The sequence below is a fragment of the Pseudomonas sp. NY8896 genome (assembly GCF_039634505.1).
In genome coordinates, this window is sequence record NZ_CP132350.1 from 3,116,324 (window position 1) to 3,142,410 (window position 26,087).

Annotated in this window: 23 protein-coding genes and 1 pseudogene; 12 read left to right on the plus strand and 12 right to left on the minus strand. The window is 63.4% G+C overall.

Features of this window, described 5'->3' with window-relative positions; all coding sequences use genetic code 11:
• Nucleotides 1–91 precede the first annotated feature (91 nt).
• Nucleotides 92–1,261, plus strand: a pseudogene (locus Q9451_RS14030) (MFS transporter); the annotation flags it as partial.
• A 5-nt stretch (nucleotides 1,262–1,266) separates the two neighbouring features.
• On the opposite strand, the gene Q9451_RS14035 reads toward Q9451_RS14030, so the two are convergent.
• The 3 genes from Q9451_RS14035 to Q9451_RS14045 form a co-directional block, all read right to left on the minus strand.
• The gene (locus tag Q9451_RS14035; RefSeq protein WP_012272906.1) at nucleotides 1,267–2,772 is read right to left on the minus strand and encodes an MDR family MFS transporter; all 1,506 of its coding nucleotides are present in this window, start codon (nucleotides 2,770–2,772) and stop codon (nucleotides 1,267–1,269) included.
• A gap of 10 nt (nucleotides 2,773–2,782) precedes the next feature.
• Complete coding sequence (locus Q9451_RS14040; RefSeq protein WP_012272905.1) at nucleotides 2,783–3,451, minus strand: TetR/AcrR family transcriptional regulator; 669 nt, start codon at nucleotides 3,449–3,451, stop codon at nucleotides 2,783–2,785.
• Nucleotides 3,452–3,619: 168 nt separating this feature from the next.
• Complete coding sequence (locus tag Q9451_RS14045) at nucleotides 3,620–5,398, minus strand: phosphoethanolamine transferase CptA (RefSeq protein WP_012272904.1); 1,779 nt, start codon at nucleotides 5,396–5,398, stop codon at nucleotides 3,620–3,622.
• 192 nt (nucleotides 5,399–5,590) lie between these two features.
• On the opposite strand from Q9451_RS14045, the gene Q9451_RS14050 reads away from it, so the two are divergent.
• From Q9451_RS14050 to Q9451_RS14060, 3 genes are all read left to right on the plus strand, one after another.
• Nucleotides 5,591–6,106 carry a sigma-70 family RNA polymerase sigma factor gene (locus Q9451_RS14050; protein ID WP_012272903.1) on the plus strand — a complete coding sequence of 172 codons (516 nt, stop codon included), beginning with the start codon at nucleotides 5,591–5,593 and terminating at the stop codon, nucleotides 6,104–6,106.
• A complete protein-coding gene (locus tag Q9451_RS14055; protein WP_012272902.1) occupies nucleotides 6,103–7,026 on the plus strand; it encodes a FecR domain-containing protein in 924 nt (307 codons plus the stop codon). The genes Q9451_RS14050 and Q9451_RS14055 overlap by 4 nt, the downstream gene beginning before the upstream one ends.
• Before the next feature lie 103 nt (nucleotides 7,027–7,129).
• Entirely contained in the window at nucleotides 7,130–9,538 is a 2,409-nt protein-coding gene (locus Q9451_RS14060) for a TonB-dependent receptor (RefSeq protein ID WP_012272901.1), read from the plus strand.
• 54 nt (nucleotides 9,539–9,592) lie between these two features.
• Here Q9451_RS14060 and Q9451_RS14065 read toward each other — a convergent pair whose 3' ends face one another.
• Nucleotides 9,593–10,039: a MarR family transcriptional regulator gene (locus Q9451_RS14065; RefSeq protein WP_012272900.1), complete on the minus strand. Its 447-nt coding sequence runs from the start codon at nucleotides 10,037–10,039 to the stop codon at nucleotides 9,593–9,595.
• 82 nt (nucleotides 10,040–10,121) lie between these two features.
• Here Q9451_RS14065 and Q9451_RS14070 point away from each other — a divergent pair, with 82 nt between their 5' ends.
• Together Q9451_RS14070 and Q9451_RS14075 are read left to right on the plus strand one after the other, a co-directional pair.
• Nucleotides 10,122–11,327, plus strand: a complete 1,206-nt coding sequence (locus tag Q9451_RS14070) for a PLP-dependent aminotransferase family protein (RefSeq protein WP_012272899.1) — start codon at nucleotides 10,122–10,124, stop codon at nucleotides 11,325–11,327.
• The gene (locus Q9451_RS14075; RefSeq protein WP_012272898.1) at nucleotides 11,324–11,479 is read left to right on the plus strand and encodes a DUF2986 domain-containing protein; all 156 of its coding nucleotides are present in this window, start codon (nucleotides 11,324–11,326) and stop codon (nucleotides 11,477–11,479) included. Before Q9451_RS14070 ends, Q9451_RS14075 begins: the two co-directional genes overlap by 4 nt.
• A gap of 63 nt (nucleotides 11,480–11,542) precedes the next feature.
• On the opposite strand, the gene Q9451_RS14080 is transcribed toward Q9451_RS14075, so the two are convergent.
• Nucleotides 11,543–11,893: a hypothetical protein gene (locus Q9451_RS14080; protein ID WP_041166529.1), complete on the minus strand. Its 351-nt coding sequence runs from the start codon at nucleotides 11,891–11,893 to the stop codon at nucleotides 11,543–11,545.
• Between the two features lie 185 nt (nucleotides 11,894–12,078).
• A complete protein-coding gene (locus Q9451_RS14085) occupies nucleotides 12,079–13,389 on the minus strand; it encodes a PLP-dependent aminotransferase family protein (RefSeq protein ID WP_231118559.1) in 1,311 nt (436 codons plus the stop codon).
• Nucleotides 13,390–13,653: 264 nt separating this feature from the next.
• Between Q9451_RS14085 and Q9451_RS14090 the strand changes: the two genes are divergently transcribed.
• The 4 genes from Q9451_RS14090 to cydB are packed head-to-tail and all read left to right on the plus strand — an operon-like array spanning nucleotide 13,654 to nucleotide 18,575.
• A complete protein-coding gene (locus Q9451_RS14090; protein ID WP_012272895.1) occupies nucleotides 13,654–15,663 on the plus strand; it encodes a DUF2849 domain-containing protein in 2,010 nt (669 codons plus the stop codon).
• Nucleotides 15,653–16,129, plus strand: a complete 477-nt coding sequence (locus Q9451_RS14095) for a DUF934 domain-containing protein (RefSeq protein ID WP_012272894.1) — start codon at nucleotides 15,653–15,655, stop codon at nucleotides 16,127–16,129. Before Q9451_RS14090 ends, Q9451_RS14095 begins: the two co-directional genes overlap by 11 nt.
• 2 nt (nucleotides 16,130–16,131) lie before the next feature.
• Nucleotides 16,132–17,553 (plus strand): cytochrome ubiquinol oxidase subunit I, encoded by a 1,422-nt coding sequence (locus Q9451_RS14100; RefSeq protein WP_012272893.1) that lies wholly within the window; start codon nucleotides 16,132–16,134, stop codon nucleotides 17,551–17,553.
• Nucleotides 17,554–17,567: 14 nt separating this feature from the next.
• Nucleotides 17,568–18,575: a cytochrome d ubiquinol oxidase subunit II gene (cydB, locus tag Q9451_RS14105; RefSeq protein WP_012272892.1), complete on the plus strand. Its 1,008-nt coding sequence runs from the start codon at nucleotides 17,568–17,570 to the stop codon at nucleotides 18,573–18,575.
• Nucleotides 18,576–18,606: 31 nt separating this feature from the next.
• Here cydB and Q9451_RS14110 read toward each other — a convergent pair whose 3' ends face one another.
• The 4 genes from Q9451_RS14110 to Q9451_RS14125 all read right to left on the minus strand — a co-directional run bounded on the left by Q9451_RS14110 (nucleotide 18,607) and on the right by Q9451_RS14125 (nucleotide 22,106).
• A complete protein-coding gene (locus tag Q9451_RS14110) occupies nucleotides 18,607–19,200 on the minus strand; it encodes a biliverdin-producing heme oxygenase (protein ID WP_012272891.1) in 594 nt (197 codons plus the stop codon).
• A 74-nt stretch (nucleotides 19,201–19,274) separates the two neighbouring features.
• A complete protein-coding gene (locus Q9451_RS14115; RefSeq protein WP_012272890.1) occupies nucleotides 19,275–20,066 on the minus strand; it encodes an ABC transporter ATP-binding protein in 792 nt (263 codons plus the stop codon).
• Nucleotides 20,060–21,055 carry an ABC transporter permease subunit gene (locus Q9451_RS14120; protein WP_012272889.1) on the minus strand — a complete coding sequence of 332 codons (996 nt, stop codon included), beginning with the start codon at nucleotides 21,053–21,055 and terminating at the stop codon, nucleotides 20,060–20,062. Before Q9451_RS14120 ends, Q9451_RS14115 begins: the two co-directional genes overlap by 7 nt.
• A complete protein-coding gene (locus tag Q9451_RS14125; RefSeq protein ID WP_012272888.1) occupies nucleotides 21,036–22,106 on the minus strand; it encodes an ABC transporter substrate-binding protein in 1,071 nt (356 codons plus the stop codon). Before Q9451_RS14125 ends, Q9451_RS14120 begins: the two co-directional genes overlap by 20 nt.
• Before the next feature lie 262 nt (nucleotides 22,107–22,368).
• Between Q9451_RS14125 and Q9451_RS14130 the strand changes: the two genes are divergently transcribed.
• Nucleotides 22,369–22,860: a GNAT family N-acetyltransferase gene (locus tag Q9451_RS14130; RefSeq protein ID WP_012272887.1), complete on the plus strand. Its 492-nt coding sequence runs from the start codon at nucleotides 22,369–22,371 to the stop codon at nucleotides 22,858–22,860.
• 17 nt (nucleotides 22,861–22,877) lie between these two features.
• Here the strand turns inward: Q9451_RS14130 and Q9451_RS14135 are convergent, their stop codons facing one another.
• Nucleotides 22,878–23,651, minus strand: a complete 774-nt coding sequence (locus Q9451_RS14135) for a LysR family transcriptional regulator (RefSeq protein ID WP_012272886.1) — start codon at nucleotides 23,649–23,651, stop codon at nucleotides 22,878–22,880.
• A gap of 122 nt (nucleotides 23,652–23,773) precedes the next feature.
• Between Q9451_RS14135 and Q9451_RS14140 the strand changes: the two genes are divergently transcribed.
• Entirely contained in the window at nucleotides 23,774–24,505 is a 732-nt protein-coding gene (locus tag Q9451_RS14140; protein WP_012272885.1) for an SDR family oxidoreductase, read from the plus strand.
• Between the two features lie 62 nt (nucleotides 24,506–24,567).
• Here Q9451_RS14140 and Q9451_RS14145 read toward each other — a convergent pair whose 3' ends face one another.
• Entirely contained in the window at nucleotides 24,568–26,073 is a 1,506-nt protein-coding gene (locus Q9451_RS14145) for a nucleobase:cation symporter-2 family protein (protein ID WP_012272884.1), read from the minus strand.
• Between the last annotated feature and the right edge of the window lie 14 nt (nucleotides 26,074–26,087).

Sequence of the window (26,087 nt, forward strand, 5' to 3'; positions counted from 1 at the left end):
CAGTGCTTTACATTCAGTGCGTATGATAATAGGGTTTTAATCATACGCAATGAATGTAAGTGTGCTTTCGTTCGATAAGGAGAGTCGACCCATGTTCACGACCTACCGCGCGCTGTTCCAGTCACGCGGCACCCTTGGCTTTACCCTGGCTGGTCTGTTGGCCCGCCTGCCGTTGCCCATGACCGGCATCGGTATCATCACCATGCTCGCGCAACTGCACGGCAGCTACGCCCTGGCCGGAGCGGTGGCGGCCACGTTCGTGCTGACCTACGCACTGCTGTCGCCACAGGTTTCCCGTCTGGTCGATCGCCATGGCCAGCGCCGCGTGTTGCCGGCCGCCACCGCGCTGAGCGTGGCCGGTTTGTTGTTGCTGCTGGCGTGCGTCACCTGGCAGGCGCCGGCCTGGTGCCTGTTCCCCGCTGCAGCGCTGGCCGGCTGCATGCCCAGCCTGTCGGCAATGGTACGGGCGCGCTGGACGGCGCTGTACCGCGATACGCCACAGCTGCAGAGTGCCTTTTCGCTGGAAACGGTGTTCGATGAGGTCACGTTCATCGCCGGCCCGCCCCTGTCGGTCGGGCTCAGCGTGGCCTTGCTGCCCCAGGCCGGGCCATTGGCCGCCGCGCTGTTGCTGGCCATCGGGGTATTCGCCTTGGTCGTGCAAACGGGCAGCGAACCCCCGCTGCAGGCTGATGACTCGACCGGCCACCAGCGGGTTGCGGTGATCGCTCAGGCGGACGTGCGCCTGCTGGTCCTGTTGATGGTGGCCATGGGCGTGATCGTGGGCAGCGTCGATATCGTCAGCGTGGCATTCGCTGAACAGGCCGGCATGCCGGCGGCAGCCAGTGTCGTGCTGTCGTGCTATGCCATTGGCTCGTGCGCGGCGGGCCTGCTGTTCGGTGCCGTGAATCTGGCGGCGCCTTTGCACAGGCTGTTGTTGCTCGGCGGCCTGGCGACGGCGGCCAGTACCGTGCCGCTACTGTTGGCAGGCAACCTGTTCGGGTTGGCTGCTGCCGTGTTGCTGGCCGGGCTGTTTTTCGCACCAACCCTGATCGTGGCCATGGCCCTGGTGGAGCGTCTGGTGCCCGCCAGCCAACTGACCGAAGGCATGACCTGGCTGCTGGCCGGCTTGAATGTTGGCGTGGCATTGGGCGCTGTGGCGTCAGGGCAGGTGGTCGACGGGTTGGGCGCCAGCGCCGGTTTCCAGGTGGCGTTGGCGGCCGGGGCGTTGGTGTTGCTGGTTGCCCTGTGGGGCTATCGGCGCTTTGCTCAGGCTCGCCGCAGCGGCACCTCGCGCAGCAACCAGGACAGTGCGAAGGCCACGCTGGTGATCCCCCCAGCCAGCATGAACACGCCATGCATCGCCCCGGAAAACGCCAGCAGGTAACTGTGTTGCAGGGCGGCGGGCAGGGCGTGCACGGCGGCTGGTGAAAGGCTCGCCGGGCCACCGGCGCTGGCGGCGAAATCGCTGGCCAGGCCGCCTAGCAGGGCATGCGAGAACAACGCGCCGAACAGCGAAACGCCGATGGCGCCGCCAATCGAGCGGAACAAGGTCGCCCCGGAGGTGGCCACGCCCATATGGCGCGGCTCGACGCTGTTCTGCACCGCCAGGATCAACACCTGCATGACCATGCCCAGGCCGGCGCCCAAAAGGCCCATGTACAGGTTCATCAGCGCCATGGGCGTGTCCAGCTCAAGCCGGCTCAGCAGGCCCAGGGCAACCACTTGCAGCAGGGTGCCAAGGATCGGGAAAACCCGGTAGCGGCCCCAGCGGCTGATCAGTCGCCCGGTAATCGCCGACACCACCAGCAGGCCACCCATCAACGGCAGCATCTGCAGCCCGGCACTGGTCGGCGTGGCGTCTTTCACCACCTGCATGTACAACGGCAGGAAGGTAACCGCGCCGAACAGCGATACCCCGACGATAAAACCGATCAGCCCGGCAAGCACGAAGGTGCGGTGGCGGAACAGGTGCAGCGGCATGATCGGCTCTGCGGCGCGGCGTTGCTCGAGGACGAAACCGACCAGGCCGATCAGGGCGAACAGCGACAGGCACAGCATGTCCAGTGACTGCCACGCCAGCAGGCTGCCGCCCAGGCTGGTGATGAGCACCAGGGCACCCAGTGCCACGGTGAGGAAGAATGCACCGATGTAGTCCACCTCATGCCGCACCAGGGCCACATGCGGGCGAAACACGCTGCCGATCACCAACAGCGCCAACAGGCCCAGCGGCAGGTTGATGTAGAAAATCCAATGCCAGGACAGGTGCTCGACCAGGAAACCGCCGATCAGTGGCCCGACCACTGTGGCGAGGCCGAACACGCCACCGAACAGGCCTTGGTAGCGGCCACGTTCGGCGGGCGGGATGACATCGCCGATCGCGGCCATCGCCACCACCATCAGGCCACCACCGCCCAATCCCTGCAGGGTACGAAAGGCAATCAGCTGGGCCATGGTCTGCGCTGCGCCACACAACGCCGAACCCAGCAGGAACACCACGATGGCGACCTGAAGCACACGCTTGCGGCCGAACTGGTCGCCGAACTTGCCATACAGTGGCACCACCACCGTGGAGGCCAGCAGGTAAGCGGTGACCACCCAGGACAGCCAGCGCAACCCACCCAGGTCGCTGACGATGGTGGGCAGCGCGGTCGATACGATGGTCTGGTCGAGTGCGGCCAGGAACATCACCAGCATCAGGGCTGCCAGCAGCAGTGGGATGGAGGTTTGCGCGTCCGTTGCGGCGGGGGAGGTATCGGTGGATATCGGTTGCACGGGGCTGACCTCAACGGTGTGTGGCGTGGGCCTGGGCATGCTGTTGGCCGGCATCCAGCAGGCCTGCCAGGGCAAAGCGGTACAACTGCGCTGCAACGGCGTCGGCCGGCATTTGCAGAATCTCGTGCAGCGCGCCAGAGCCACCGCGCGGGCCGATCAACAACATTGCCCAGGGCGCCGTGACGCAGAGGATGCAGCGGGTCAGGGCGGGGTCGCTTGCAGGGATACCGCTGATTTCGCTGAACAGAGCCTTGAGCAGCGACAGCCGCAACGGCGCTGCCGCCTGCAGGTGCGCCTGGCCATGGGGGCTGGGGGCGAGGATTTCCGCGGCCAGTACCCGCAGGTGCCAGTTGTCCTGGGCTGATGTGGCTTTGTGCACCACCAGCTCTACCAGCACGCGCAGCTTGTCCGCGGGTGGTTGGTTGCCTTGGGTGATGCGTTGCAGGTCGCTGAGGTCGAGGAAACGCTGGCGTGCTTCGTCGAGCACGGCCAGGTACAAGCCGTTGCGGCTGCCAAAGTGGTAGTTGATCGAGGCCAAGTCGACCTCGGCCTTGGCGGCAACGGCCTTGTTGCTGGTTTCGGCATAGCCAAGCGCGGCGAACAGTTCGCCAGCGGCTTCAAGGATGCGGGTGCGGGTGACGGCGCCGTCCTTGCGGGTTTCGCGGGGAGCTGTGGACATGGGGCTGCTCTGCGGGCCAAGGGAATGAGCAGAGCGTCGCGCACACGTAATTTAAAATCAATTTAAATTTAATTTATGTGATGTAAGGCTTAAGGCCCTGGGGTTGCTTTGCGGCCCATTGTGACGCAAGGGGCGCAAAGCGCCCCCAACGATCTCAACCAAAAAACATCAGTTCAAGCGCTTGCCGTTCTGCTCTTCGCCATTACTGGCCGCCTGCTGCAAGCCTGCAGCCTTGTCCATCGGCAGGTGGTCGAATTCGCGCAAGCCATCCTTGCGGTACGGGTCACCGATCCAGCGCGGTGCTGCCACGAACTGCGGGCTCACCAGGCTCTTGGCCGGCTCATAGCGGTCATAGCTCAGCCCGGCCAGGTCGGACAGGGTATGGATCAGGTGCGAGCTGCTGTAAGGGCGGCTGGCCATCGCCTGCAAGTCGCGTGGGTGCTCGGCCTGCCAGCTGGGCGAGGTCCATAGCAGGAACGGGATGGTGTACATCGGCCGGGTCGGCGCGCCTTCGTTGCGCCCCAGGCGGTCGTGGTCACCGGAGCTGTACACATCTTCACCGTGGTCGGACAGGTACACCAGGAAGCCATTGGGGTTGCCGGCCGAGTAGCGTTTAATCAGGCTCGACACCACATAGTCGTTGTAGCGCACCGCGTTGTCGTAGAAGTTGTAGGTTTTTACCTGGTCCGCCGTCAGCTGGCCGGGTACACCTGTGTTGTCGGTAAAGTGGGCATAGTCGTCGGGATAGCGGAAGCGATAGTCCATGTGCGTGCCCAGCAGGTGCACGATGATGAACTTGTTCGGCGCAGGGTCTTGCAAGGCCTTCTCGAACGGCGCCAGCACCACATCATCGTACTGGCTGGCATTCTGGTTGCGCTGGTTGTTCAGGTATACCGGCGCATCGGTCTGCTGCGAGAAGGTGGTGAGCATGGTGTTGCGCTTGGTCATGGTCTGCTGGTTGGTGATCCAGAAGGTCTTGTAGCCTGCCTGTTTCATCAGGTTGATCAGCGACGGGTCGGTGAGGAAGCGGTCCGGGTTCTGCTCGTCGCCGAAGGTGAGGATCTGCTGCATCACTTCGATGGTGTACGGGCGTGGCGATACCACGTCGCGGAACACCGTCAGGCCCTTGTCGCTGGCGGCCAGCGCGTCGAGGTTGGGCGTGGTGTCGCGGTTGTAGCCGTACAGGTGCATGTGCTCGCGGGTGGTGGACTCGCCCAGTACCAGCACCAGGGTGCGCGGCGCGGTGCCGCTGCTGTCACGCAGGTTTTGCAGTGGGGGCAATGCGGCGTTCTGGGCCAGCAAGTCCTGCATGTTGTCCAGTTGCTGGCGATACTGACGGTAGCCGACCAACAGTTGCCAAGGCACTGCGGGCTCCATGCGTTGCTGCACTTTTTCAGCGGCATCGGCGAAGTTGCGTTCCTGGGTGACCATCTGCTTGTAGAACGGGTACACCAGGTTGGCCACCAGCAACAGGGCCACCACCGGCAGGCGGCTGCGTAGGGGCAAGCTGACGGGGCGTACACGTTTCCACAGCAGTACTGCAACCAGCGTGTACAGCAGCAGCGCCAGGCCCAGCCACACGCTGAAGTACTGGCTGAAGTATTCGCCGGCCTCGGCGGTGTTGGACTCGAACATCACGAAGATGACGCTTTGCGAGAACTCCTGACGATAGATGCCGAAGTAACTCAGGCCCACCAGCGATGCGGCCCACAATACCAGGCCGATGACAGCCGCCGTGGCGCGGGTGAAGCGGGGCAGCAGCAGCACCGGGGCCAGCCACAGGCTGCTGAGGAAGAACGCATCGCGAAAACCGGCAAAGCCGGTGGTGCCACTGAACAGCAACAACGCCTGGGTGACGCCGGAGAAGTACCAGAAGAACAGCAGAAGCCAGCCCAGGCCGGCCCAGTCCACGCGCTTGTGCGCGGCGGGGGATGTAGTGTGTGACACGTATGCCTCGTCGTACCTTGGCGGCCAGCAGATGTGCCTGTGGCCGGAAAAGGCGTGACGCTAATCGGTTGACTGTGAAAATAGCGTCAACACGGTGATGAACATGGCTTGGGCGCTGGCTTCCCAAGGCGAAGGCTTATCAATACAATCGAGACAAATTCTTATTTGCATCACTGCCGGCAGGGAGAAGGCATGTCCATAACGGCCTCTGACGCAGCACCCCACGCGCATCTTCACGCCCTTTACCGTGACCACAACAGCTGGCTGCGCGGTTGGTTGCGCCATCGGCTGAGCAACTCCGCCGATGCAGCGGACCTTGCCCAGGACACGTTCGTCCGTGTGCTTCTGGCACGCTCATCCGGCACCCTGCAGGAACCCCGCAGGTACCTGGCGACCATCGCCCGTGGCCTGGTCATCGACCTGTATCGGCGCCGCAGCCTGGAGCAGGCCTACCTCGATGCACTGATGGCGCGCCCGGAACTGCACGCGCCTTCGGCCGAGACCCGCGCGCTGATCCTCGACAGCCTGCTGGCCATCGACCGCATGCTCGATGGCCTGGGTGCGCGTACCCGGCAGATTTTCCTTGCCGTGCAACTCGATGGGCTCAGCTACGAAAAAGCCGCCGATCGCTGTGGGGTTTCGGTCAGCACGGTGCGCAAGCATCTGGCCAGAGGCCTGATGCACTGCCTGCTGCTGGAAGAAGCATGAAGCGCACCCTGGCCCAGGCAGTGGACTGGTATGTGCGGTTGCATGACAGTGCGGTCAGCGACACTACACGCCGCGAGTGGCAGGCATGGCTGGCGGCGGACCCGCAGCATGCCCAGGCCTGGCAGCGCATCGAGCAACTGCAGCAACGCTTGGGCCAGGCCCCGGCAGGCCTGGCGGGGACAACGCTCGAACAGGCACGGCAACAGCGCCGCGCCGCCGTTAAGATGCTGGCCATGCTGCTGGGTGTGGGGGTCGTCGGCTGGCGGGGCTATCAGGTCTCGCCCTGGGGCGCGGACTACAGCACGCGGGTAGGGCAGCGCCGCCACTTCACCTTGGCCGACGGCAGCCGGCTGGTGCTGGACACCGACTCGCGGGCCGATGTGCAGTTCGATGGCACGCAGCGGCTGATCGTGTTGCACCAAGGCGAAATCCTGGTCGAGACGGCCAAGGATACGCGCCCGCTCAGCGTACAAACAGCCGAAGGCCGTGTGCTGGCCTTGGGCACGCGCTTTACGGTACGCCAGGGGGCGGGCATTTCCCGGGTCACGGTGGAGGCCCATGCTGTCGAGGTTCAGCCACGGCTGGCCATTGGTCAAACCTTGCGCGCCGAGGCAGGCCAGGCAGTGAGTTTTACCGCTGACACTGCGGGGCCGTTGCTGCCGGCCGTGGCGCAGGGTTCGGCGTGGACGCAAGGCATGCTGGTGGTGGTCGATTGGCGGCTGGAAGACGTCGTGGCGGAGCTTTCCCGTTATCGACACGGCTATCTGGGCTGTGCACCGGAGGTCGCTGGGTTGCGACTGTCGGGCACATTCCTGCTGGATGACAGCGAGGGTGTACTGGCCAACCTGGAGGACTCCCTGCCGGTAAGGCTGCGGCGCCTGACGCGCTATTGGGTGCGGGTAGAGGGCAGGGCGGCCTGAAAATATTTCGCGTGGAGGGGTAACAGTTTTTCTTTCCTGTTTCGGCTCTACCTGCACATGCGCATCAGTCGCAGTTATTGCCAACCTTTTCAGGATCCCCTTCATGCTCGTACGTCCCTCACTTCTTGCCCTGAGCCTGACCGGCTCGTTGTTGGTGGTCACGCCCGCCTGGGCCATCGCCTACGACATTCCGGCTGGCAGCCTGGCGGCATCGCTCAGTCAGTTCGCCGCCGCGAGCGGGGTCATGATCACCTTCAGTTCGCAAGACACTGCCGGCCTGCGCTCGCCAGGCCTGCAAGGTGACTATGAGCTGGAGCAGGGCTTTGCCCGCCTGCTCCAAGGTAGCGGCCTGCGCGTCGTGCAGGCCGGGGAGAAGCGCTACGTATTGGCCAGGGCCGACAGCAGTGGGGCCATGGAGCTTGGTGCAACCAACATCGACGCGGCGGGCCTGGGGGCTGTCACGGAAGGAACCGGCTCCTACACCACCGGTTCCAGCAACAGTTCGACCAAACTGGCGTTGTCGCTGCGCGAAACCCCGCAGACCGTCAGCGTGATGACGCGCCAGCGCATCGAAGACCAGCAACTGAACACCCTCAGTGACGTGCTCAAGCAAACCCCTGGCCTGAACGTGCAGAACATCGACAGCGAGCGGGTGAACATCTACTCGCGTGGCTATTCGATCGACAACTACCAGTTTGACGGTATCCCCACCACCCTGATCGTGCAGACCAGTGCCAGCCCGCAGAGCATGATCGACACGTCCATCTATGACCGAGTCGAAATCGTTCGCGGTGCCACCGGGCTGATGACCGGGGCCGGCGACCCGTCGGGCAGCGTTAACCTGATCCGCAAGCGTCCGACGGCAAACTTCCAAGGTGCTGTCAGCGCCGGAGCGGGGTCTTGGGACACCTATCGAAGCGAAGTCGATCTATCCGGCCCACTGACCGCCGACGCCCGCCTGCGTGGCCGTGCCGTGGTGGCTTACCAGCAGGGCAACAGTTACATCGACCATTACCAGCAGGAAAAACAGACCTATTACGGCATCCTCGAAGCGGACCTCAGCGACAGCACCCTGCTGACGGTAGGCTTCGACTACCAGAAAAACGACCCGCGTGGGGTTTCGTTCGCCAGCTTCCCGCTGTTCTACGATGACGGCGAGCAGACCGATTTCTCGCGCTCGACCAATGCGGCCTCGCGCTGGAGCTATCGCCAGCAGAACACCCTCAATACCTTCGCCACCCTGGAACAAGACCTGGTCAACGACTGGAAGCTGAAGGTGTCGGTAAACAACATGTACAGCACCCGTGACTACTCGCTGGCGTCCGCCAGTGGCGGTTTCCCCAACAAGCAAACCGGGGAGGGTGCTTACCTGTATGGCGGCGACGGCTATGGCTCGCAACGTCAGTTGGGTATCGATGCCATCGTTCAGGGGCCGTTCCAGTTGCTGGGGCGCCAGCACGAGCTGTTGGCCGGTGTGAGCGGCTCGGCGTTTCACGACTACAGCAACCCGGACGACGATGACCTGGAAATGAAGCCGGTCAATATCTACGACTGGGACAACAACACCGACCGCCCGGTCTCGGTGGGCAAGCTGATGAACGATGACACCACCATCCGCCAGGATGCTGCGTACATGGTGGCGCGTTTCAAGCCGACCGACGACCTGTCACTGATCTTGGGCGCCCGTGTCGGCGATTACAGCTACAAGAAAAAGGCCATCTACAACGCGCCCTACACCCGTTCGACCAACCATCAGGCCACCCGCGAATCCGGTTTTGTCACGCCCTACGCGGGCGTGGTCTACGACCTGAATGCACAGCATTCGGTGTATGCCAGCTACACCAAGATCTACAAGCCACAGTCGCTACGCGACAGCAGTGGCGCCACGCTTGAGCCGCGCGAAGGCGACAACTATGAAATCGGCCTGAAAAGCGAGCTGCTGGACGGGCGTGTCAATACAGCCATTGCCCTTTACCAGATCAAGCAGGACAACCTGGGTGTGCTCAGTGGCGGCTTCGTCGAAGGGACCGATCGCGAGCGCGCTTACAAGGCGGTGTCCGGTGCCACCACGCGGGGTATCGACCTGGAAGTCTTCGGCGAGATCACGCCCGGCTGGAACGTCACTGCAAGTTACAGCCACAGCCTGACCAAGGATGCGGACCATGAGCGTATCAACACCATCGCCCCGGCGAACATGGTCAAACTGTGGACCACCTACCGCCTGCCGGGCGAACTTAATCGCCTGACCGTGGGTGGCGGCATGAACTGGCAAAGCGGCCTGAGCCTGACTGATGCGCCGTGGCAGATTGGCCATACGGTCAAGGCGACCCAGGGCCAATACGCGGTGTTCAACCTGATGGCGCGTTATGACGTCACCCAGCACCTGACGGCGACCGTTAACGTGAACAACCTGTTCGACAAGAAATACCTCAGCGCGCTGGACCCGACCTTTTACACCGGGTTCTATGGCGAGCCGCGCAATGTGATGCTCAGTACCAAGTACAGTTTCTGAGCCTGCGCCTGGCAGGGCTGAGCGCCTGGCCGGCGCAAGTGCCGCCAGGCGTGTTCAGGCAGTAGCCATCTGGCTTTTGCCCAGCGCCGTGTTCACTGCCAGCCAGCCATTCACAGCGTCTTCCCCGGCTTCTGCGAACACCCGCTCCAGCAACTTCACCTGCTCGCGCCGCAGCATCTGCTCCAGGCGCGCGCCTTCCTCGGTCAGGGCCAGCAAGCGCTTGCGTTTGTCGGCCTCGCAGGCCGCACTCTCCACCAGGCGCATTTCCGTCAACTGGCGCATTGGCATGTTCAGCGCTTGCTTGCTGACCCCAAGCAAGGCCAGCAAGTCCTTCACGCTCAGGTTCGGATAGCGCGCGATGAAGAACACGATGCGTTGATGCACCCGGCCCAGGCCACGGCGTTCGAGCATTTCGTCGGCCTTGGCGGTGAACGCCTGGTAGCCGAAGAAAAAGGCCTCCATCGCCTGTTGCTGGGAGGCAGGGTTTTTAAGGTCAATCATATTGACTAATCCACGGGTAGCAGCGTAATTTCAGTCAAATAGTTTGACGTATTTTCCTTCTGCCTTGCTACCGGTGATCCCCATGGCTTTCTCTGAACGTGTCACGCGCCTCAAGAGTTCCCTGATCCGTGAAATCCTTGCCGCTGCCCAGCGCCCTGGGGTGATGTCGTTCGCTGGCGGTTTGCCGGCCGAAGCGATGTTGCCCAAGGTCGACTGGGCCGACATGCCGGTCAACATGGGCCAGTACGGCATGAGCGAGGGCGAGCCGGCCCTGCGCGAAGCACTGGCGGCCGAAGCACGGGCACTGGGGATTGACTGTCAGGCCAGCCAGGTGTTGGTGGTGAGTGGTTCGCAACAGGCCCTGGACCTTGCGGCCAAGCTGTACATCGACCAAGGCACGCAGATCATGCTCGAAGCGCCGACCTACCTGGCGGCGCTGCAGATCTTCCAGCTGTTTGGCGCCGATTGCCTGGCCTTGCCGATGCAGGCCGATGGCCCGGACCTGGCGCAACTGCGTGGGTGCCTGCAGCGCCATCGCCCGGCCTTCATTTACTTGATCCCGACATTCCAGAACCCCTCGGGCCTGCGCTACAGCGAAGCCAAGCGCGACGCGGTGGCGGCCTTGCTGGATGAGTTCGGGGTGACGTTGATCGAGGACGAACCCTATCGCGAGCTGAGCTTCGATGGTGGCAGCGCCCAGCCGATCGTCAGCCGCTTGCGTAACGCCAGCTGGATTTACACCGGTACGGTGTCCAAGACCTTGCTCCCCGGCCTGCGGGTGGGCTACCTGATCGCCAGCCCCGATCTGTTCCCGCATTTGTTGCGGCTCAAGCAGGCTGCCGACCTGCACACCAACCGGGTGGGGCAGTGGCAGGTGCTGCAGTGGCTGGGCAGCGACAAGCTGCAGCTGCACCTGAAGACCTTGCGCGACTACTACCGCACGCGCAGGGATGCGTTCCAGTTGGCGCTGGAAGCGCATTTTGCCGACCTGGCCGACTGGCACAAGCCGGATGGCGGGCTGTTCTTCTGGCTGACCCTGAAACAGCCACTGGATACCCGCACCCTATTGGCAGACGCATTGGCGGTGGACGTGGCATTTATGCCGGGTGAGCCATTTTTCCCTGAACCGGACCGGCATCACGGCCATCTGCGCCTGAATTTCAGCCACGTTGCCCCGGACCAGTTGGACGAAGGGCTCAGGCGTTTGGCGCAAGTGCTGCGCAATGCGCAGGCTGCACGGGTATTATGTTGCCAGCAAAACCGCACTGACAGGCCCCGTGGACTATGAACCGTCGTAAGAAGATCAAGCAGCTATTGGAGGCGCATGCCAAAAAGGCCAATGCCAAACTGGCGCCGCGCAAGCCCAAGTACATTTGCAAGGCTGACCGTTTGAAAATGGAGGCCGAGGCGGCCGGGGACGCCGCCAAACCGGCTGACTGACGCAGACGGTGCAGGAGCGGCCTTGTGTCGCGATTGGGCCGCTCCTACAGGGGGGCGTCAGTTTCAGCGGCGGTAATAACGGTGTTCGTCGTAATGACGCTGGTGCATGGCCCGCTCATGGCGGCGCTCCCAGTCACGGCGCCGTTCCCAGTCGCGCCGACGCTCCCAATCCCGCCGGGCTTGTTCACGCCGCCACTGTTCGCGGCGCCAGTCGCTTCGGTGGTCGTGCCAGCGGTCGTCATCATGCGCCAGCAGCGTGGCCGGCTGTAGAACGGCCGCATTGGCCACCCTCGACCAGGGGTTGCCGGCTGGCTGCAGGGGTGATTGAACAGCAGGGGCCACGGCCTCGGCTGCTTTCATTTGTGTTGCCGATGCCGTGCCCACCGCCGCGAACGAGAACAGGCCGAGCAGCATCAACCTTGCGACATGCATTTTCATGAGCGAAGCCAACCTCTGATAACAATTGAGCCATCTGGCCAGCAGGTGGTCGGCGAACCTTTTTCGCGTCCCGCTACCTTTCTGTGCCTCCCACATAGACAGGCAATGGAGAAAAAGTTCGCTGCAGCAACAACTTGTAGGACTTTTCCTGCAGCGGGTACTTACACAAACGCCCGCCCGCCACGTCGGCGATCTTCCTTCAACAACCCCTCCACCTTGCGCAAGGCCTGTCCCAGCACTGCTTGGTCTGGCGCTCCACCCAGCGAGAGGCGCACAGCTTCCGGTCCTTGCGGTGCCACGCTGAACGAATCCGCCCCTGCCACGCTCACCCCCACATCATCCAACGCATGGGTGAACCGCTCCTGTTGCCAGTGCGCGGGTAGTGGCAGCCATACGTGCAGCCCGGTGGGGTGCGCCTGGAACTCATGGCTCAGCAGCGTGCGCGCCAGGTGCTGGCGGGCGCGGGCTTCGCGCTGGATTTCCTGTACCAACCCCTTGGCGGTGCCATCGCGAATCCATTGCTCGACCAGCGCCAGCAGCAGGGCGGAACAGCCCATGCTCGATGCACGCAGGCCGTTGAGCAGCCCTTGCCCGTCATCGCCACGCGGTGGCAGCACGAAGGCGGTGCGCAAGCTTGGCCACAGGCACTTGGACAGCGACGCCAGGTAGTACGTGTTGGCCCCTCCGGTCAGGCACGCGATGGGTGCCGGCGCGTCGTCGAGCAGATAGCGGTACGGGTCGTCCTCGATCAGCGTGATGCCGCGCTTGAGCAGCACCTCGGCAATCGCCTGGCGCCGGGCTACGGGCATGGTGTGCGCGGTAGGGTTGTGGAAGGTGGGGTTGAGGTACAGCAGGCGCGCACCGCTTTGCTGAAAAGCCTGTTCCAGGTGGTCGGGGCGCATGCCGTCGGCGTCACTGGCTACCTCGACAATGCGCAGCCCCAGTTGCCGGGCGGCCAACAGCAGGCCGGGGTAAGTCAGTGGGTCGCAAAGAATGGCGTCACCCGCGCGGGCATGGGCGCTGAGGATGGCGAAGATGGCCGCCTGCGACCCCGAGCACAGCGCCAGGCCGCGCATGTCCAGATCACCCAGTGCCGGTTCCAGCCAGCCCTGTGCGGCCTGCAGCAGCGAGCGGGTGGCCGGTTCGTCCTGGTAAAGCGACAGTGCTTCGATGCGGTTGCGCTGCAGCGCCTGTTCCAGCCCGGCGCTCACCAACTGAGCCATCGAGCCGTTGGCCGGCTGCGGCGGGATGTTCATGGTCAGGTCGATGCCTGCCAGGGTGGTTGTTTGTCGGGCACCCAGGATGAACGACCCGCGGCCACTGTAGGAAGCAATCAGGCCACGGTCGCGCGCTTCGGCGTAGGCGCGGGTCACCGTGGTCAGGTCGACGCCCAGGTGCGCAGCCAGTGCACGTTGCGGCGGAATTTGCTCGCCATCCTGCAAGACTCCAGATTGTATGGATTCTGCAAGCATATCTGCAATCTGTATGTATCTTGGGCCTGACTTCGGCTTGAAAGGCTTTGTCCAGCGCATTTGCGCCGCTTCTTCTGGCGCTCCGGCAACAGGCATAGATCTTCCTCTCGGTTGTAAGTCCATACGCATAGGCATATCATGGCATACAGTTGTTAACAAATCCATACAATATGGAAAGCGTATGGTTTATTTGATGTGCACCGGAACGGCGCGGCAGGGTTGCAACGATAAGCGCTTCCGGGCTGCCAGTCATGGAGATGTTCGATGAATGACTGTCATCTGATCTGCGCCAACCGCCTCGACGATGGGGCTGTGGTCTGGCTTGATGCCGGGCATGAGTGGGTAGAGACACTGCAACAAGCCGGCACCTTCGATGCGCAGGCGCTGGTATCGGCAACCCTCGCTGCCGAGGCTGCCGTGCTGGCCAACCAGGTCGTGGCACCGACGCCTTGTGAGGCCTGGCTGGTCGATGGCCGGCCAGAGCCGAAAAGCCTGCGTGAACGGTTGCGCGCCCGTGGCCCTTCGGTACGCAGCGACCTTGGCAAGCAGGCTGCGGGCACACCGCCAAGCAGCATTGCGCGCATGCGCCCGGTGTTGCCGGTCGAGGCGGGGCAGGCAGGGGTGTATCGCTACGACCGCTTCGAGCGTGAGTTCCTCAAGGACCGCGCCCGCCAGTTCGAGCAGCAGGTTGCCCGTCGCCTGAGTGGCGAGCTGGATGAAGAGGCGTTCAAGGTCTACCGGCTGATGAACGGCCTGTACCTGCAACTGCACGGCTACATGCTGCGTGTGGCGATCCCCTACGGCACCTTGAGCGCGCTGCAACTGCGCCAGCTGGCCTATGTGGCGCACACCTACGACAAGGGCTACGGCCACCTCACCACCCGGCAGAACATCCAGTTCAACTGGCCGCGCCTGGCCGATACGCCGGAGATACTGTCGGTGCTGGCCGATGCCGACCTGCATTGCATCCAGACCAGCGGCAACTGCATCCGCAACGTCACCACCGACCATTTTGCCGGCGCCGCCGAGGATGAAGTGCTCGACCCTCGGGTACATGCCGAGATCCTCCGGCAGTGGTCCACCGAGCATCCGGAATTTACCTACCTGCCACGCAAGTTCAAGATCGCCATCACCGGCAGCCCCAAGGACCGCGCGGCCGTGCGCTTCCATGACATTGGCATCCTGGCGCAACGCAACGCGCAGGGTGAAGTCGGCTTCCAGGTGTATGCCGGCGGTGGCCTTGGGCGTACCCCGATAGTTGGCACCCGCGTGCGCGAATGGTTGCCGGAGCGCGAACTGCTGCGTTACGTCGAGGCCATCTTGCGGGTGTACAACGCCCTGGGACGGCGCGACAACCTGTACAAGGCACGTATCAAGATTCTGGTGCGTGAGCTCAAGCCTGGGCGTTTCATCGAAATGATCGAGGAGGAGTTCGCCAGCCTGCCGGCCGACCACCAGTACTTGGAGCCGGCCATCGTTCAGGGCATTCATGCCCGCTTCGTGCAGCCCGCCTTCGAGGCGTTGCCCGGCCTGTGTGACAGCTTTCTGCGCGCACGGGCGGACGACAACGCGTTCGCCAGCTGGGTACGGACCAACACTCACCCGCACAAGAAACGTGGCTACATCTGCGCGGTCATTTCGCTGAAACCACCCGGCGGTATCCCCGGCGACATCAGCGCCGAGGAAATGCTCGCCCTGGCCGACCTGGCCGAGGCCTACTCGCTGAACGAGATTCGCGTCTCCCACGAGCAGAACGTGGTGCTGCCGCACATTCGCCTGGTGGATCTGTACAGCGTGTGGCAGGCCTTGCGCCAGGCTGGGCTGGCAACCAGCAACATTGGCTTGTTGTCCGACACCATCGCCTGCCCAGGCATGGACTACTGCAGCCTCGCCACCGCCCGCTCGGTGCCGGTTGCCCAGCGCATCGCGCAGCGTTTCGACGCGGCCCGGCAACAGGACATCGGCGAACTCAAGCTCAACGTCTCCGGCTGCATCAATGCCTGTGCCCACCACCACGTGGCGCACATCGGCATCCTCGGCCTGGACAAGGCCGGCCATGAAAACTACCAGATCACCCTGGGCGGCAGCGCCGAAGAGGACGCGGCGGTCGGGACCATCCTGGGCCGCTCGGTGCCCTTCGAGGAGGTGCCCGACATCGTCGAGGCGATCGTTGCCATCTACCTGCAATTGCGTGAAGACGACGAGCGCTTCCTCGACACCTACCGCCGTGTCGGTATCGAGCCGTTCAAGGAGGTGCTGCGTGATGCTCGTTGACCATGAGGGCCAGGTTCAGACCGATAACTGGCGTTATCCGAGCAGCGACGCGCTGCCGACCTTTGCTGCGCGTACGGTGCTGCAGCCGCAGCAGTGGGACGACTACCACATGCGTTTTGGCCAGCCAGCCGAGGGCCTGTGGCTGGCCGCCGACCAGGACCCGGCGCAGGTGCGGGCACTGCTCGGCCAGCTGACATTGATCGTGATCGAGTTCGCCAAGTCACGCGATGGCCGTGGTTTCACCCTGGCCAGGCTACTGCGCGAGCGGCACGGTTTTACCGGTGACCTGCGCGCCGCCGGGCCATTGCTGCCGGACCAGTTCGCCATGCTGCTGCAGTGCGGTTTCACCAGCGCACTGGTTTCGCCCAGCGTGCCGGCGCAGCGCTGGCACGCTGCCGCAGCCAGCCATCGGCAGGCCCGCCCACGTACTTTGCTGCAACGTCTTTCACAACGGAGCGAGGCATAGCCATGTTCAGCCTTACAGCCTTGGAGCTGGCCCGTATACAGTTTGGTTTCACCATTACCTTCCACATCATTTTCCCGGCCATCACCATTGGCCTGGCGGCATTCCTGGCGGTACTGGAAGGCCTGTGGTTGTGGAAAAAAGACAACGCCTACCTCGACCTGTACCACTTCTGGTCGAAGATCTTCGCCGTCAACTTCGCCATGGGCGTGGTCTCCGGGCTGGTCATGGCCTACCAGTTCGGCACCAACTGGAGCTTCTACTCGCAGTTCGCCGGCAGCATCACCGGCCCCTTGCTGACCTACGAGGTGCTGACGGCCTTCTTCCTTGAAGCGGGTTTCCTGGGGGTGATGCTGTTCGGCTGGCACAAGGTCGGCCGTGGCCTGCACTTTTTCGCCACTGTCATGGTGGCCGTGGGCACGATGATTTCTGCCACCTGGATCCTGGCGTCCAACAGCTGGATGCAAACGCCCCAGGGGCACGAAGTGATCAATGGCGTGGTGGTGCCGGTGGACTGGTTTGCCATCATCTTCAACCCATCGTTCCCGTACCGCCTGGCGCACATGGTGACGGCGGCAATGCTGTCGACCGCGCTGTTTGTCGGCGCCTCGGCGGCCTGGCACCTGTTGCGTGGCAACCGTACCCCGGCGGTGCGGCGGATGTTCTCGATGGCATTGTGGATGCTGCTGTTCACTGCGCCGCTGCAGGTGCTGATCGGTGACATGCACGGCTTGAACACGCTCAAGTACCAGCCGGCGAAGGTCGCTGCGATGGAGGGGCACTGGAGCAATACACCGGGCCAGGGCGTGCCGCTGATCCTGTTCGGCATCCCGGACATGGAGGCTGAAACCACCCGCTACAAGGTTGAAATCCCCAACCTGGCCAGCCTGATCCTGACCCACAGCCTGCACGGGCAGATCCCAGGCTTGAAAGACTTCGCCAAAGAAGACCGGCCCAATTCGACCATTGTGTTCTGGTGCTTCCGGGTCATGGTCGGCCTGGGCATGCTGATGGTTGTGCTGGGCCTGTATGGCGCCTGGCTGCGCTGGCGCGGGCGGCTATACACCTCACGGGGGCTGGCGCGGTTTGCCTTGTGGATGGGGCCTTCGGGCCTGGTGGCCCTGCTGGCCGGCTGGTATGTCACCGAAATTGGCCGCCAGCCGTGGGTGGTGTACGGCCTGATGCGCACCAAGGATGCGGTCTCCGACCATTCGGCGCTGACCTTGTCGGTAGGCCTGGTGGTGCTGGTGGTGATGTACATCGGGGTATTCGGCACAGGTGTCGTCTACATGCTGCGCCTGGTGCGCAAGGGGCCGGAGGTACACGACGACCACCAACAGCCGGTGACCGCCAACCAGCGGCCGGCCCGCCCGTTGTCGGCGGTGGACGAGCCGCTGTATCCGCATTCACCCAACCACATTGACTGACCGGAGACGCTGTCATGGGTATTGATCTTCCGCTGATCTGGTTCCTGATCATCGGCTTTGGCGTGATGATGTACGTCATCATGGACGGTTTCGACCTGGGTATCGGCATCCTGTTCCCGTTCATCACCGACCGCGAGCAGCGCGACACCATGGTCAACACCGTGGCGCCGGTGTGGGACGGCAACGAAACCTGGCTGGTGCTGGGTGGGGCTGGGTTGATGGCCGCCTTCCCCAAGGTGTATGCCATCCTGCTCAGTGCGCTGTACATTCCGGCGCTGGGCCTGCTGGCCGGGTTGATCTGGCGTGGGGTGTCGTTCGAGTTTCGCTTCAAGGCCGATGAGGCGCACAAACCGTTCTGGGACCGGGCCTTCATGGCCGGGTCGTACGCTGCGGCGTTCTTCCAGGGGGTGATGCTGGGGGCGTTCATCGAGGGGCACTCGATCGTCGACGGGGTGGCCACCAATGGCCTGATGAGCTGGCTTACGCCGTTCAACGTGTTCTGCGGGGTTGGGGTGGTGGTGGCCTATGCGCTGCTGGGCGCCACCTGGCTGGTACTGAAGACCGAAGGCCGGCTACAGGCAAGCATCATTCGAGCCTGCACACCGATCACCCTGGCGACGGTGGCGGCCATGCTGATTGTCAGCATCTGGACCCCGCTGACGCATCCGGCGATCTTCGAACGTTGGTTCAGCCTGCCCAACTTCTGGTTCTTCCTGCCGGTACCGGTGCTGGTGCTGGTGGCCACCTGGGCGATTCTCAAATCGCTGCGTGGCGCACCCCATGCCGGGCCTTTCGTCTGGTCGCTGCTGCTGGTGTTCCTCGGTTTCACCGGGTTGGTGATCAGCATCTGGCCTTACGTACTCCCGCCCAGCCTGACCATCTGGGAGGCAGCGGCGCCACCGCAGAGCCTGGGCTTCGCCCTGGTCGGGGCGTTGCTGATCATCCCGTTCATCCTGGGGTATTCGGCCTGGTCGTATTATGTGTTCCGCGGCAAGGTGAAGGACGGCGAGGCCTATCATTGAGCCGTTGCGGGTAAACCCACCTCCCACACGGCTAGCGATCCTGCGCGAACACCTCGCGCAGGTGTGCCCGATAACTGTCGAACGCAGCAATCACCCCTGTCACTACCTCTGCTTCTTCCTGCTCACCCAGCACCAGGGCATCCAGCCTGGCAACAAATGCGCGCCAATGCAGCGCCCGGCCATCCGGGTGCGCTGCCAGGTGGCGGGCGCCCTGGTCACCGTCCAGCCCCAGGCGCTGGGTGTGCTTGAACAGGAACGCTGCCCCCAGGTTCGACCCTTCACTGCAATACAGCCAACCCAGGGCCTGGGCCGGGCTGGCACGTATTTGTCGAGGGGGCGTTGGCAGCGGCAGGCCCAAATCGAGCAGGTCGTCCTCGACCGCCGCAAAACGCGACAGCTCAACTAACCCGGGCAGGCGCTGGTTGAGCTGTTCATCCTGATACAGCGCCAGCAGGCTGCCATGAAAGCGGTGCTGCACCTGCAGAAAGCGGCCATACCGCTCGCGGTTTTCAAAAGGCCGCGCCGCCATCACCATTTGATCGACACTGTCATGGTCCCGGCTGCTGGCGGCCTTGAGGCGTTTGCAGCGGCTTGGCTCCGTAAGGGGGGAGAGGGCAGCGGTCATTGGCGTATCCGTGGCAACAGGGCAGTGCCTCCATCATGCTTGCCTTCCCAGGTACGCAGCAAGTATCACCTCGTTCACCAATCCCGCCCTTGGCCCAATAATTCCAGCGCATGCTGGCGCAACTCCAGCAACCGTGGGTCATCTCGATGCCGAGGGTAACCCCGCTCGACCTTCAGCTCGGCCAGCACCCGCGCCGGCCGCGGCGAGAACACCAGCACCCGGTCGCACAACAACAAGGCCTCTTCGACATCATGGGTTACCAGTAACGAACTGTAGCCTTGCTGCTGCCACAGGCGGATCAGCTCGCCCTGCATGGCAATGCGGGTCAGCGAGTCGAGCTTGCCCAATGGCTCATCGAGCAGCAGCAGCCGAGGTTCGTTGATCAGCGCTCGGGCCAATGCCACACGCTGGGCCATACCGCCCGACAACTGGCGCGGGTAGGCATCACGAAACTGCAGCAGGCCGACCTTGTGCAAGGTCTCGTCCACCCGATGGCGCTGGGCCTTCAGCTGGCCACGGGCTTGCAGGCCGAGGGCGACGTTGTCCCACACGCTGCGCCATGGGTACAGCGTCGGGTCCTGGAACACCAGCACGCGCGAGTGGTGTGGGGCAACAATGGCCTGGCCGTCCGCCAGCAAGCTACCACTTTGCGTTGTTTCCAGCCCGGCAACCAGGCGCAGCAGGGTGGACTTGCCGCAACCGGACGGGCCAAGCAGCGCCACGCTCTCACCAGGCGCCAACTGCAGGTCGACCTTGTCCAGTACGGGCAGGCGCTCACTGCCCAAATCAAAGGCATGGCTCAGCCCACGGATATCCAGCGCCATGCCGGTGTCCTGGGCCAGCACCGCTTGTACGCCATTCACCATTTCACTGCTCCCTTCTGCCAGGCCAGCACCCGGTCACGCACCAGGAATAACAGCGTGATCAGCCCCGAGCACAGCAATGCCATCACCAGCAGCGCCGCATACATGTTGGCGTAGGCGGCCCAGCCCTGCGCCCATTGCAGGTACCAGCCAAGGCCGGCCTTGACCCCCATCATTTCGGCCACCACCAGCACCGAGAACGAAGCCCCCAGGCCCATGAACAGGCCGACGAACACATGGGGCAGGGCAGCGGGGATCGCTACCCGCCAGACCAGGAAGCGCCCGCTGGCACCCAGGGTGCGCGCCACTTCGTAATAGGCCTTGTCAACGCTGGCCACCCCGGACCAGGTCAGCACCGTGACCGGGAACCAGGTGGCCAGGGCTATCAGGAACACGCTGGCGCTCCAGCTGGAAGGGAAGAAGAAAAAGCAGATTGGCAGCAGCGCCGTGGACGGCACCGGCCCGAGGATGCGCAGCACCGGGTGTACCCAGTAGCCGATCCGGTGCGACCAGCCAATCGCCACGCCGGCGATGAAACCGGCCGCACCGCCGATGACTACACCGTTGAGCAGCAGCCACAGCGAATGCAGCAGGCTTTCGCCAAGCCGCGACCAGTCATCGACGAACACTTCGATCAGCGCCTGGGGCGGCGCGAAAAACGGTACCGGCAGCAATACCACCTTGGCTGTGACCAGCAGCCACAGGCCAAGCAACAAGGGCAAGGCGACCAGCCACGCAGCGGCCGGCCGCAACCGAGCGACGCTGCGGGTAAACACCCCCGGCAACAGTGCGAGCAGCGCCAGCAGCCCGCCGGCCACTGCGCCCGCCAATGCCAGTTCGCGGGTGAATGGCCAAGGTTTGCCACCGTCCGGGTAGAACTGGGTGAACAGCGCGAAGGCGACCCAAGCCAGTGCCGCCAGCAGGCCGCCACGCCATACGGCGATGGCGGGTGCTTTGGCGGTTCGGCTTTGCTCAAGCGAATACGTTGGCATGGATGCTCTCCGCGAATTCCAGCGGGTCGGTGCGTGGGCGCAGTACCTCGATGTTCTTCAGGTCACGGGCGTACACGGCAATTTCCTTCACGAAGGTGTTACCCACCGAGTAATAACCGTGGGTGTGTTCGGTGAGGATGGCGCGTACTTCTTCCTTGGAGGTGTTGATGGCGAACTTGAGGAATTCTTCGGCCACCGCGTCGGGGTTACGCGATGCCCACGCATGGGCCTGCAGAATCGAGTGAGTGATGGCGGCAGCGACCGGGGTGTCATTGCGCGCCAGCTGGCCGCTGACGCCGACCACGCAGCAGCTCATGTTGGCGTATTCCTCGACCATATTGGTCGCCAGCTCGCGGAACCCTGGCTGCTGCTTGACCCGGTACATGAGTGGGTCCGAACCGCTGGCAGCCTGGATCTCGCCCTTTTGCAGGGCAACGCTGAGCAGATCGATGGGGTAGACCCGCCAGGTCACGTCGCGCACCGGGTCGACGCCATGGCGCTTGAGCATCAGCGAGAAGAAGTTCTTGTCCGCTGCCGCCATGTCGGTGACGCCGATGGTGGTGCCTTTCAAGGCCGCGAAGTCCTGCGGGCCGCCGTCCAGGGTCAACAGACGCAGGCAGCCGCCATGGGTGCCGGCGGTCAGTTTGACATCGAAGCCCTGTTCCAGCGCTTTCAGCCAGCGCAGTGCCATGCCGGTGGCGGCATCGGCCTTGCCGGTGGCCATCGACTCCAGCAGCACCTCGGTGGAGTTACCGAAGTTGACGAATTCCACATCCAGGTTGTGGCGTTTGAAAATGCCTTGGCTGTCGGCTACGGCCACCGGTGCCAGGCACACGGCATTGAGGTTGGTCGCCAGCCTGACCTTGCGCGGTTCGGGCAGCACCCAGCGGTTGCTCTCCAGGTCCAGGCCACTGCCGACGGGTTGTACGGCGTGCTCGCTGTGGCCGGCGTGGCTGCTGTCGGCGAAGGCCAAGCGGCCGAACAAGGTTGCCGCCGTGGCGGTGCCGGCCAACGCCAGCAGTTGACGGCGGTTGAATGAAGCAATGGGCATGGCGCCTCCATGTGCGATCAGGGGGCAGGCACCACGTGGTCGGGTAGCGTGCGAGAAACCGGCAGCTCAAGGCCGGCTGAGTGGCTTAGACAGTAAAGGCTTTCTGCCTAATAATAAAATTCAATTTAGATATAACTTAATATGCAAAAAATGCATTTATTGCGCTGGGCTGTCGCGACCTGCTCGGTTCGCGACGATGGAGCGCAAGGTCGATGCTCATTTATCATGCTGGCTGCCTTCACCTTGCCCTAGGAAACCTGCCATGAGCGCCCCCCAGTTTCGCACCCCCATTCCCGCAGATGCCGAGCGCTGCTACGCCATCGAAATTGGCGCCTATGAGGGGGATGAGGCGGCCACGCTGGAAAAAATCCGCACGCGTATCGCGCAGTACCCGCAAGGCTTCCTGTTGCTGGAACGTGACGGCGAGATCGTCGGTTTCATCAACAGCGGCTGCGCCCACGACGTGGTGATGTCCGACGAAGCGTTCAAGGAACTGGTCGGCCATGACCCGGCAGCGCCGAACGTGGTGATCATGTCGGTGGTGGTAGACCCGGCGCAGCAGGGCAAAGGCTACGCCAAGCTATTGATGGACGCGTTCATCGCACGCATGCAGGCGGCGGGCAAGCAGACCATTCACCTGATGTGCAAGGAGCAGCATGTGCCCTTGTACCAGAAGCTGGGCTACCAGTACGTGAAGCCGTCGCCATCGGACCACGGCGGTATGGCGTGGCATGAGATGATCATGTCCCTGTGAGTGCCACTCAAGGCAACTCAACACTGCAAGGCATCGCGCAGTTGCATGACGCCATCGAGCGCCAGCGCCTGGGCTGAGTAGCACAGGCCGATGCGTCGACGCAGGTCCAGTTGGGGCATGGGTTGCCAGCGCACGCCAGGATGCTCGGCGGCCAGTGACTGCGGCACGATTGCAGCGCCCAGCCCGGCGGCGACCAATTCCAGGGCCAACACAAAGCTATCGGCTTCTGCTACCGGGTTCACGCTGTAGAACGGCAGCAGGCGCTGATGGCTCGGCTGCGCAGGGCAGGTAATCCAGTGCTCGGCAGCGCTTGCCTGGGTTGCAAGGGCCAGCACGAACGGGTCGCTGTGCAGCGGCAAGAACAACTCATCTTCACAGCGCTGCTCTTCGCTGGCCAGCCGCACCTCGCCCATGCAGCCGGTTACCAATTGCAGGCGCACTGGGGGCTGGATGGCCGCCGCCGCCAGCACAAGCTTGGCCAGCACCGCTTTGCATACATCCTGCTCGACGCCAACCTGCAACGGTGAACGTTCACGATCACCCTTGAAACGCCCCAGCAGGCGGTTGGCATCGGCGACCATCCGTTGCGCCTCGGGGTACAGCGCGCGGGCATCTTCGGTCACGTCCACGCCACGGGCCTGGCGCACGAACAGCGTGGTGCCCAAGGCTTCTTCCAGTGCCTTGATACTGCCAGACAGCGCCGGTTGGCTAAGGTGTATCGAACGTGCGGCGGCGGTGATGTTGCGCTCTTCGAACACGGCGATGAAAGCACGGAGCTGGCGATAATCCATGGGTTACCCATAAGTGATGCCGATGGTTGCGAAAGGAATTTCCCATTTTTCGGCAGAAAAACTGGCTTCTATACTCGCTCTACTTCTTACCCATAGGCAAATTGGATAACAGGATGGCGACCATGACCAACACCCATAAACCGCTGGTGGTAATTACCGGTGCCAGCTCCGGCATTGGCCTGGCCACCGCCAAGCTGCTGTCCAGCCGCGGCCATGCACTGTTGCTGCTGTCTCGCCGCCTGGCGCCGATGCAACAACTGCAGTTGCCCAACACGCTGGCGCTGCCGGTCGATGTGACTGACCGCGCGGCTGTGCTGGCTGCCGTTGCCGAGGCCGAGGCACGCTTTGGCCCGGTCGACGCGATCATCAACAATGCCGGTGTAATGCTGCTGGGCGCAATCGCCACGCAGGACCCAGAGCAGTGGGACCGCATGCTCGACGTGAACGTGCGTGGGCTGCTCAACGGCATCCATGCCGTGGCCGGCGGCATGGTCGAGCGCAAGCACGGCACCATCATCAACGTCAGCTCCGTGGCCGGGCGCAAGGCCTTCCCCAACCATGTCGCCTATGTCGGTACCAAGTTCGCCGTTACAGGCCTGTCGGAAAACCTGCGCGAAGAACTGGCACCGAGTAACGTGCGGGTGATCACCATCGAGCCGGGCGCTGTCGACACCGAACTGCTCAGCCACACGACCGATGACGCCATCAAGGCGGGCTACAACGACTGGAAGCAGGAAATGGGCGGGGTGCTGACGGCGCAGACCATTGCCGAGACCATCGGCTTTGCCTATGGCCAACCGCAATCGGTGTGCATTCGCGAAATTGTGGTGTGCGCTACCCGTCAGCAGCAATAACCGACCCGATCGACTGGCGCGGTTTCCTCCAGGAGACCGCGCCAGCCTATAGAGGAGCAGTGTCAGTGCATGTGCGCCACTGACGTCTTACCCGTTTTGAAGTGCCCCTCATCAGCCTCCATGATCGGCACTTCGTTGCCGTCCCGGTCATACAGCTTGCCATCACGGAACACATCGCCTTCATTCAACCCGGCGATGTCCCGGTAGCGCAGGGTGCGCTCGCTGGCCGCGACGAACACCGACTGTTGATCGGAGTTGCCAGCGCGCAGGTGGTTGAACAGCAGGTTGAGCAGAATCGCCATGATCGCCGCCGAGCTGATGCCCGAGTGGAAGATGGTCTCGAACCAGGCCGGGAAGTGGTGATAGAAGCCTGGCGCTGCGATCGGGATCATGCCAAAGCCGATCGAGGTGGCGACAATGATCAGGTTCATGTTGTTGCGGTAGTCCACCTGGGCCAAGGTGCGGATGCCGCTGGCCGCGACCGTGCCGAACAGCACCAGCCCGGCGCCACCGAGCACCGCTGTAGGCACCGCGGCGACCAGCCGGCCCATCACCGGCAGCAGCCCCAGGGTCACCAGGATCAGCCCGGCGCTGGCCACCACGTAGCGGCTCTTCACCCCGGTCACGGCCACCAGGCCGACGTTCTGCGCGAAGGCACTTTGCGTGAACGAGCCGAACAGCGGCGCCAGGGCGCTGGAAATCATGTCGGCGCGCAGGCCATTGCCCAGTCGCTTGGAGTCGACCGGGGTGCCGATGATTTCACCCACCGCCAGGATGTCGGCCGAGGTCTCGACCATGGTCACCACGATGACGATAAGCATGGACAGAATCGCCGCCACCTGGAACTGCGGCGCACCGAAGTGCAGCACCTCGGGCATGGCCATCCACGGCCCTTGCAGTGCCTGGGAAAAATCAGCCATGCCGGTGGCCATCGCCGCCAGCGTGCCGATCACGATCGCCAGCAGGATCGACAGGCGCGACAGGCTGGCACTGCCCAGCTTGCTCAGCAGCAGTACCGAGGCCAGGGTGAACGCGGCCAGGCCAATGTTAGCCGGGCTGCCGAAGTCGGCGGCCTGGCTGTTGCCGCCCATGGCCCAGCGCGCGGTCACCGGCATCAAGGTCAGGCCGATGGTGGTGATGACGATGCCGGTCACCAATGGCGGAAAGTACTTGATGATGCGTGAGAACAGCGGGGTGATCAGCAGGCCGATCAGCGATGACACGATCACTGCGCCGAACACCACCTGCATGCCCCCGATACCGTCATTGCCGATGATCGCGACCATCGTGGCGACGCTGGCGAAGGACACCCCTTGGACCAGTGGCAGGCGGCAGCCGAAGAAGGGAATGCCCAAGGTCTGCAGCAGCGTTGCCAGGCCGCCGGCGAACAGCGACGCGGCGATCAGCAGGCCAACGTCGCCAGCGCTGAGGCCGGCGGCTTGGCCGATGATCAGCGGCACGGCGATCATGCCGCCATACATGGTCAGTACATGCTGCAGGCCGTAAGCCAGGTTGGCGCCCACGCCGAGGTTCTCGTCTTCTGGACGAGGTGAAGCGGGAGAAGTCATGGTGAGTAGCTCGC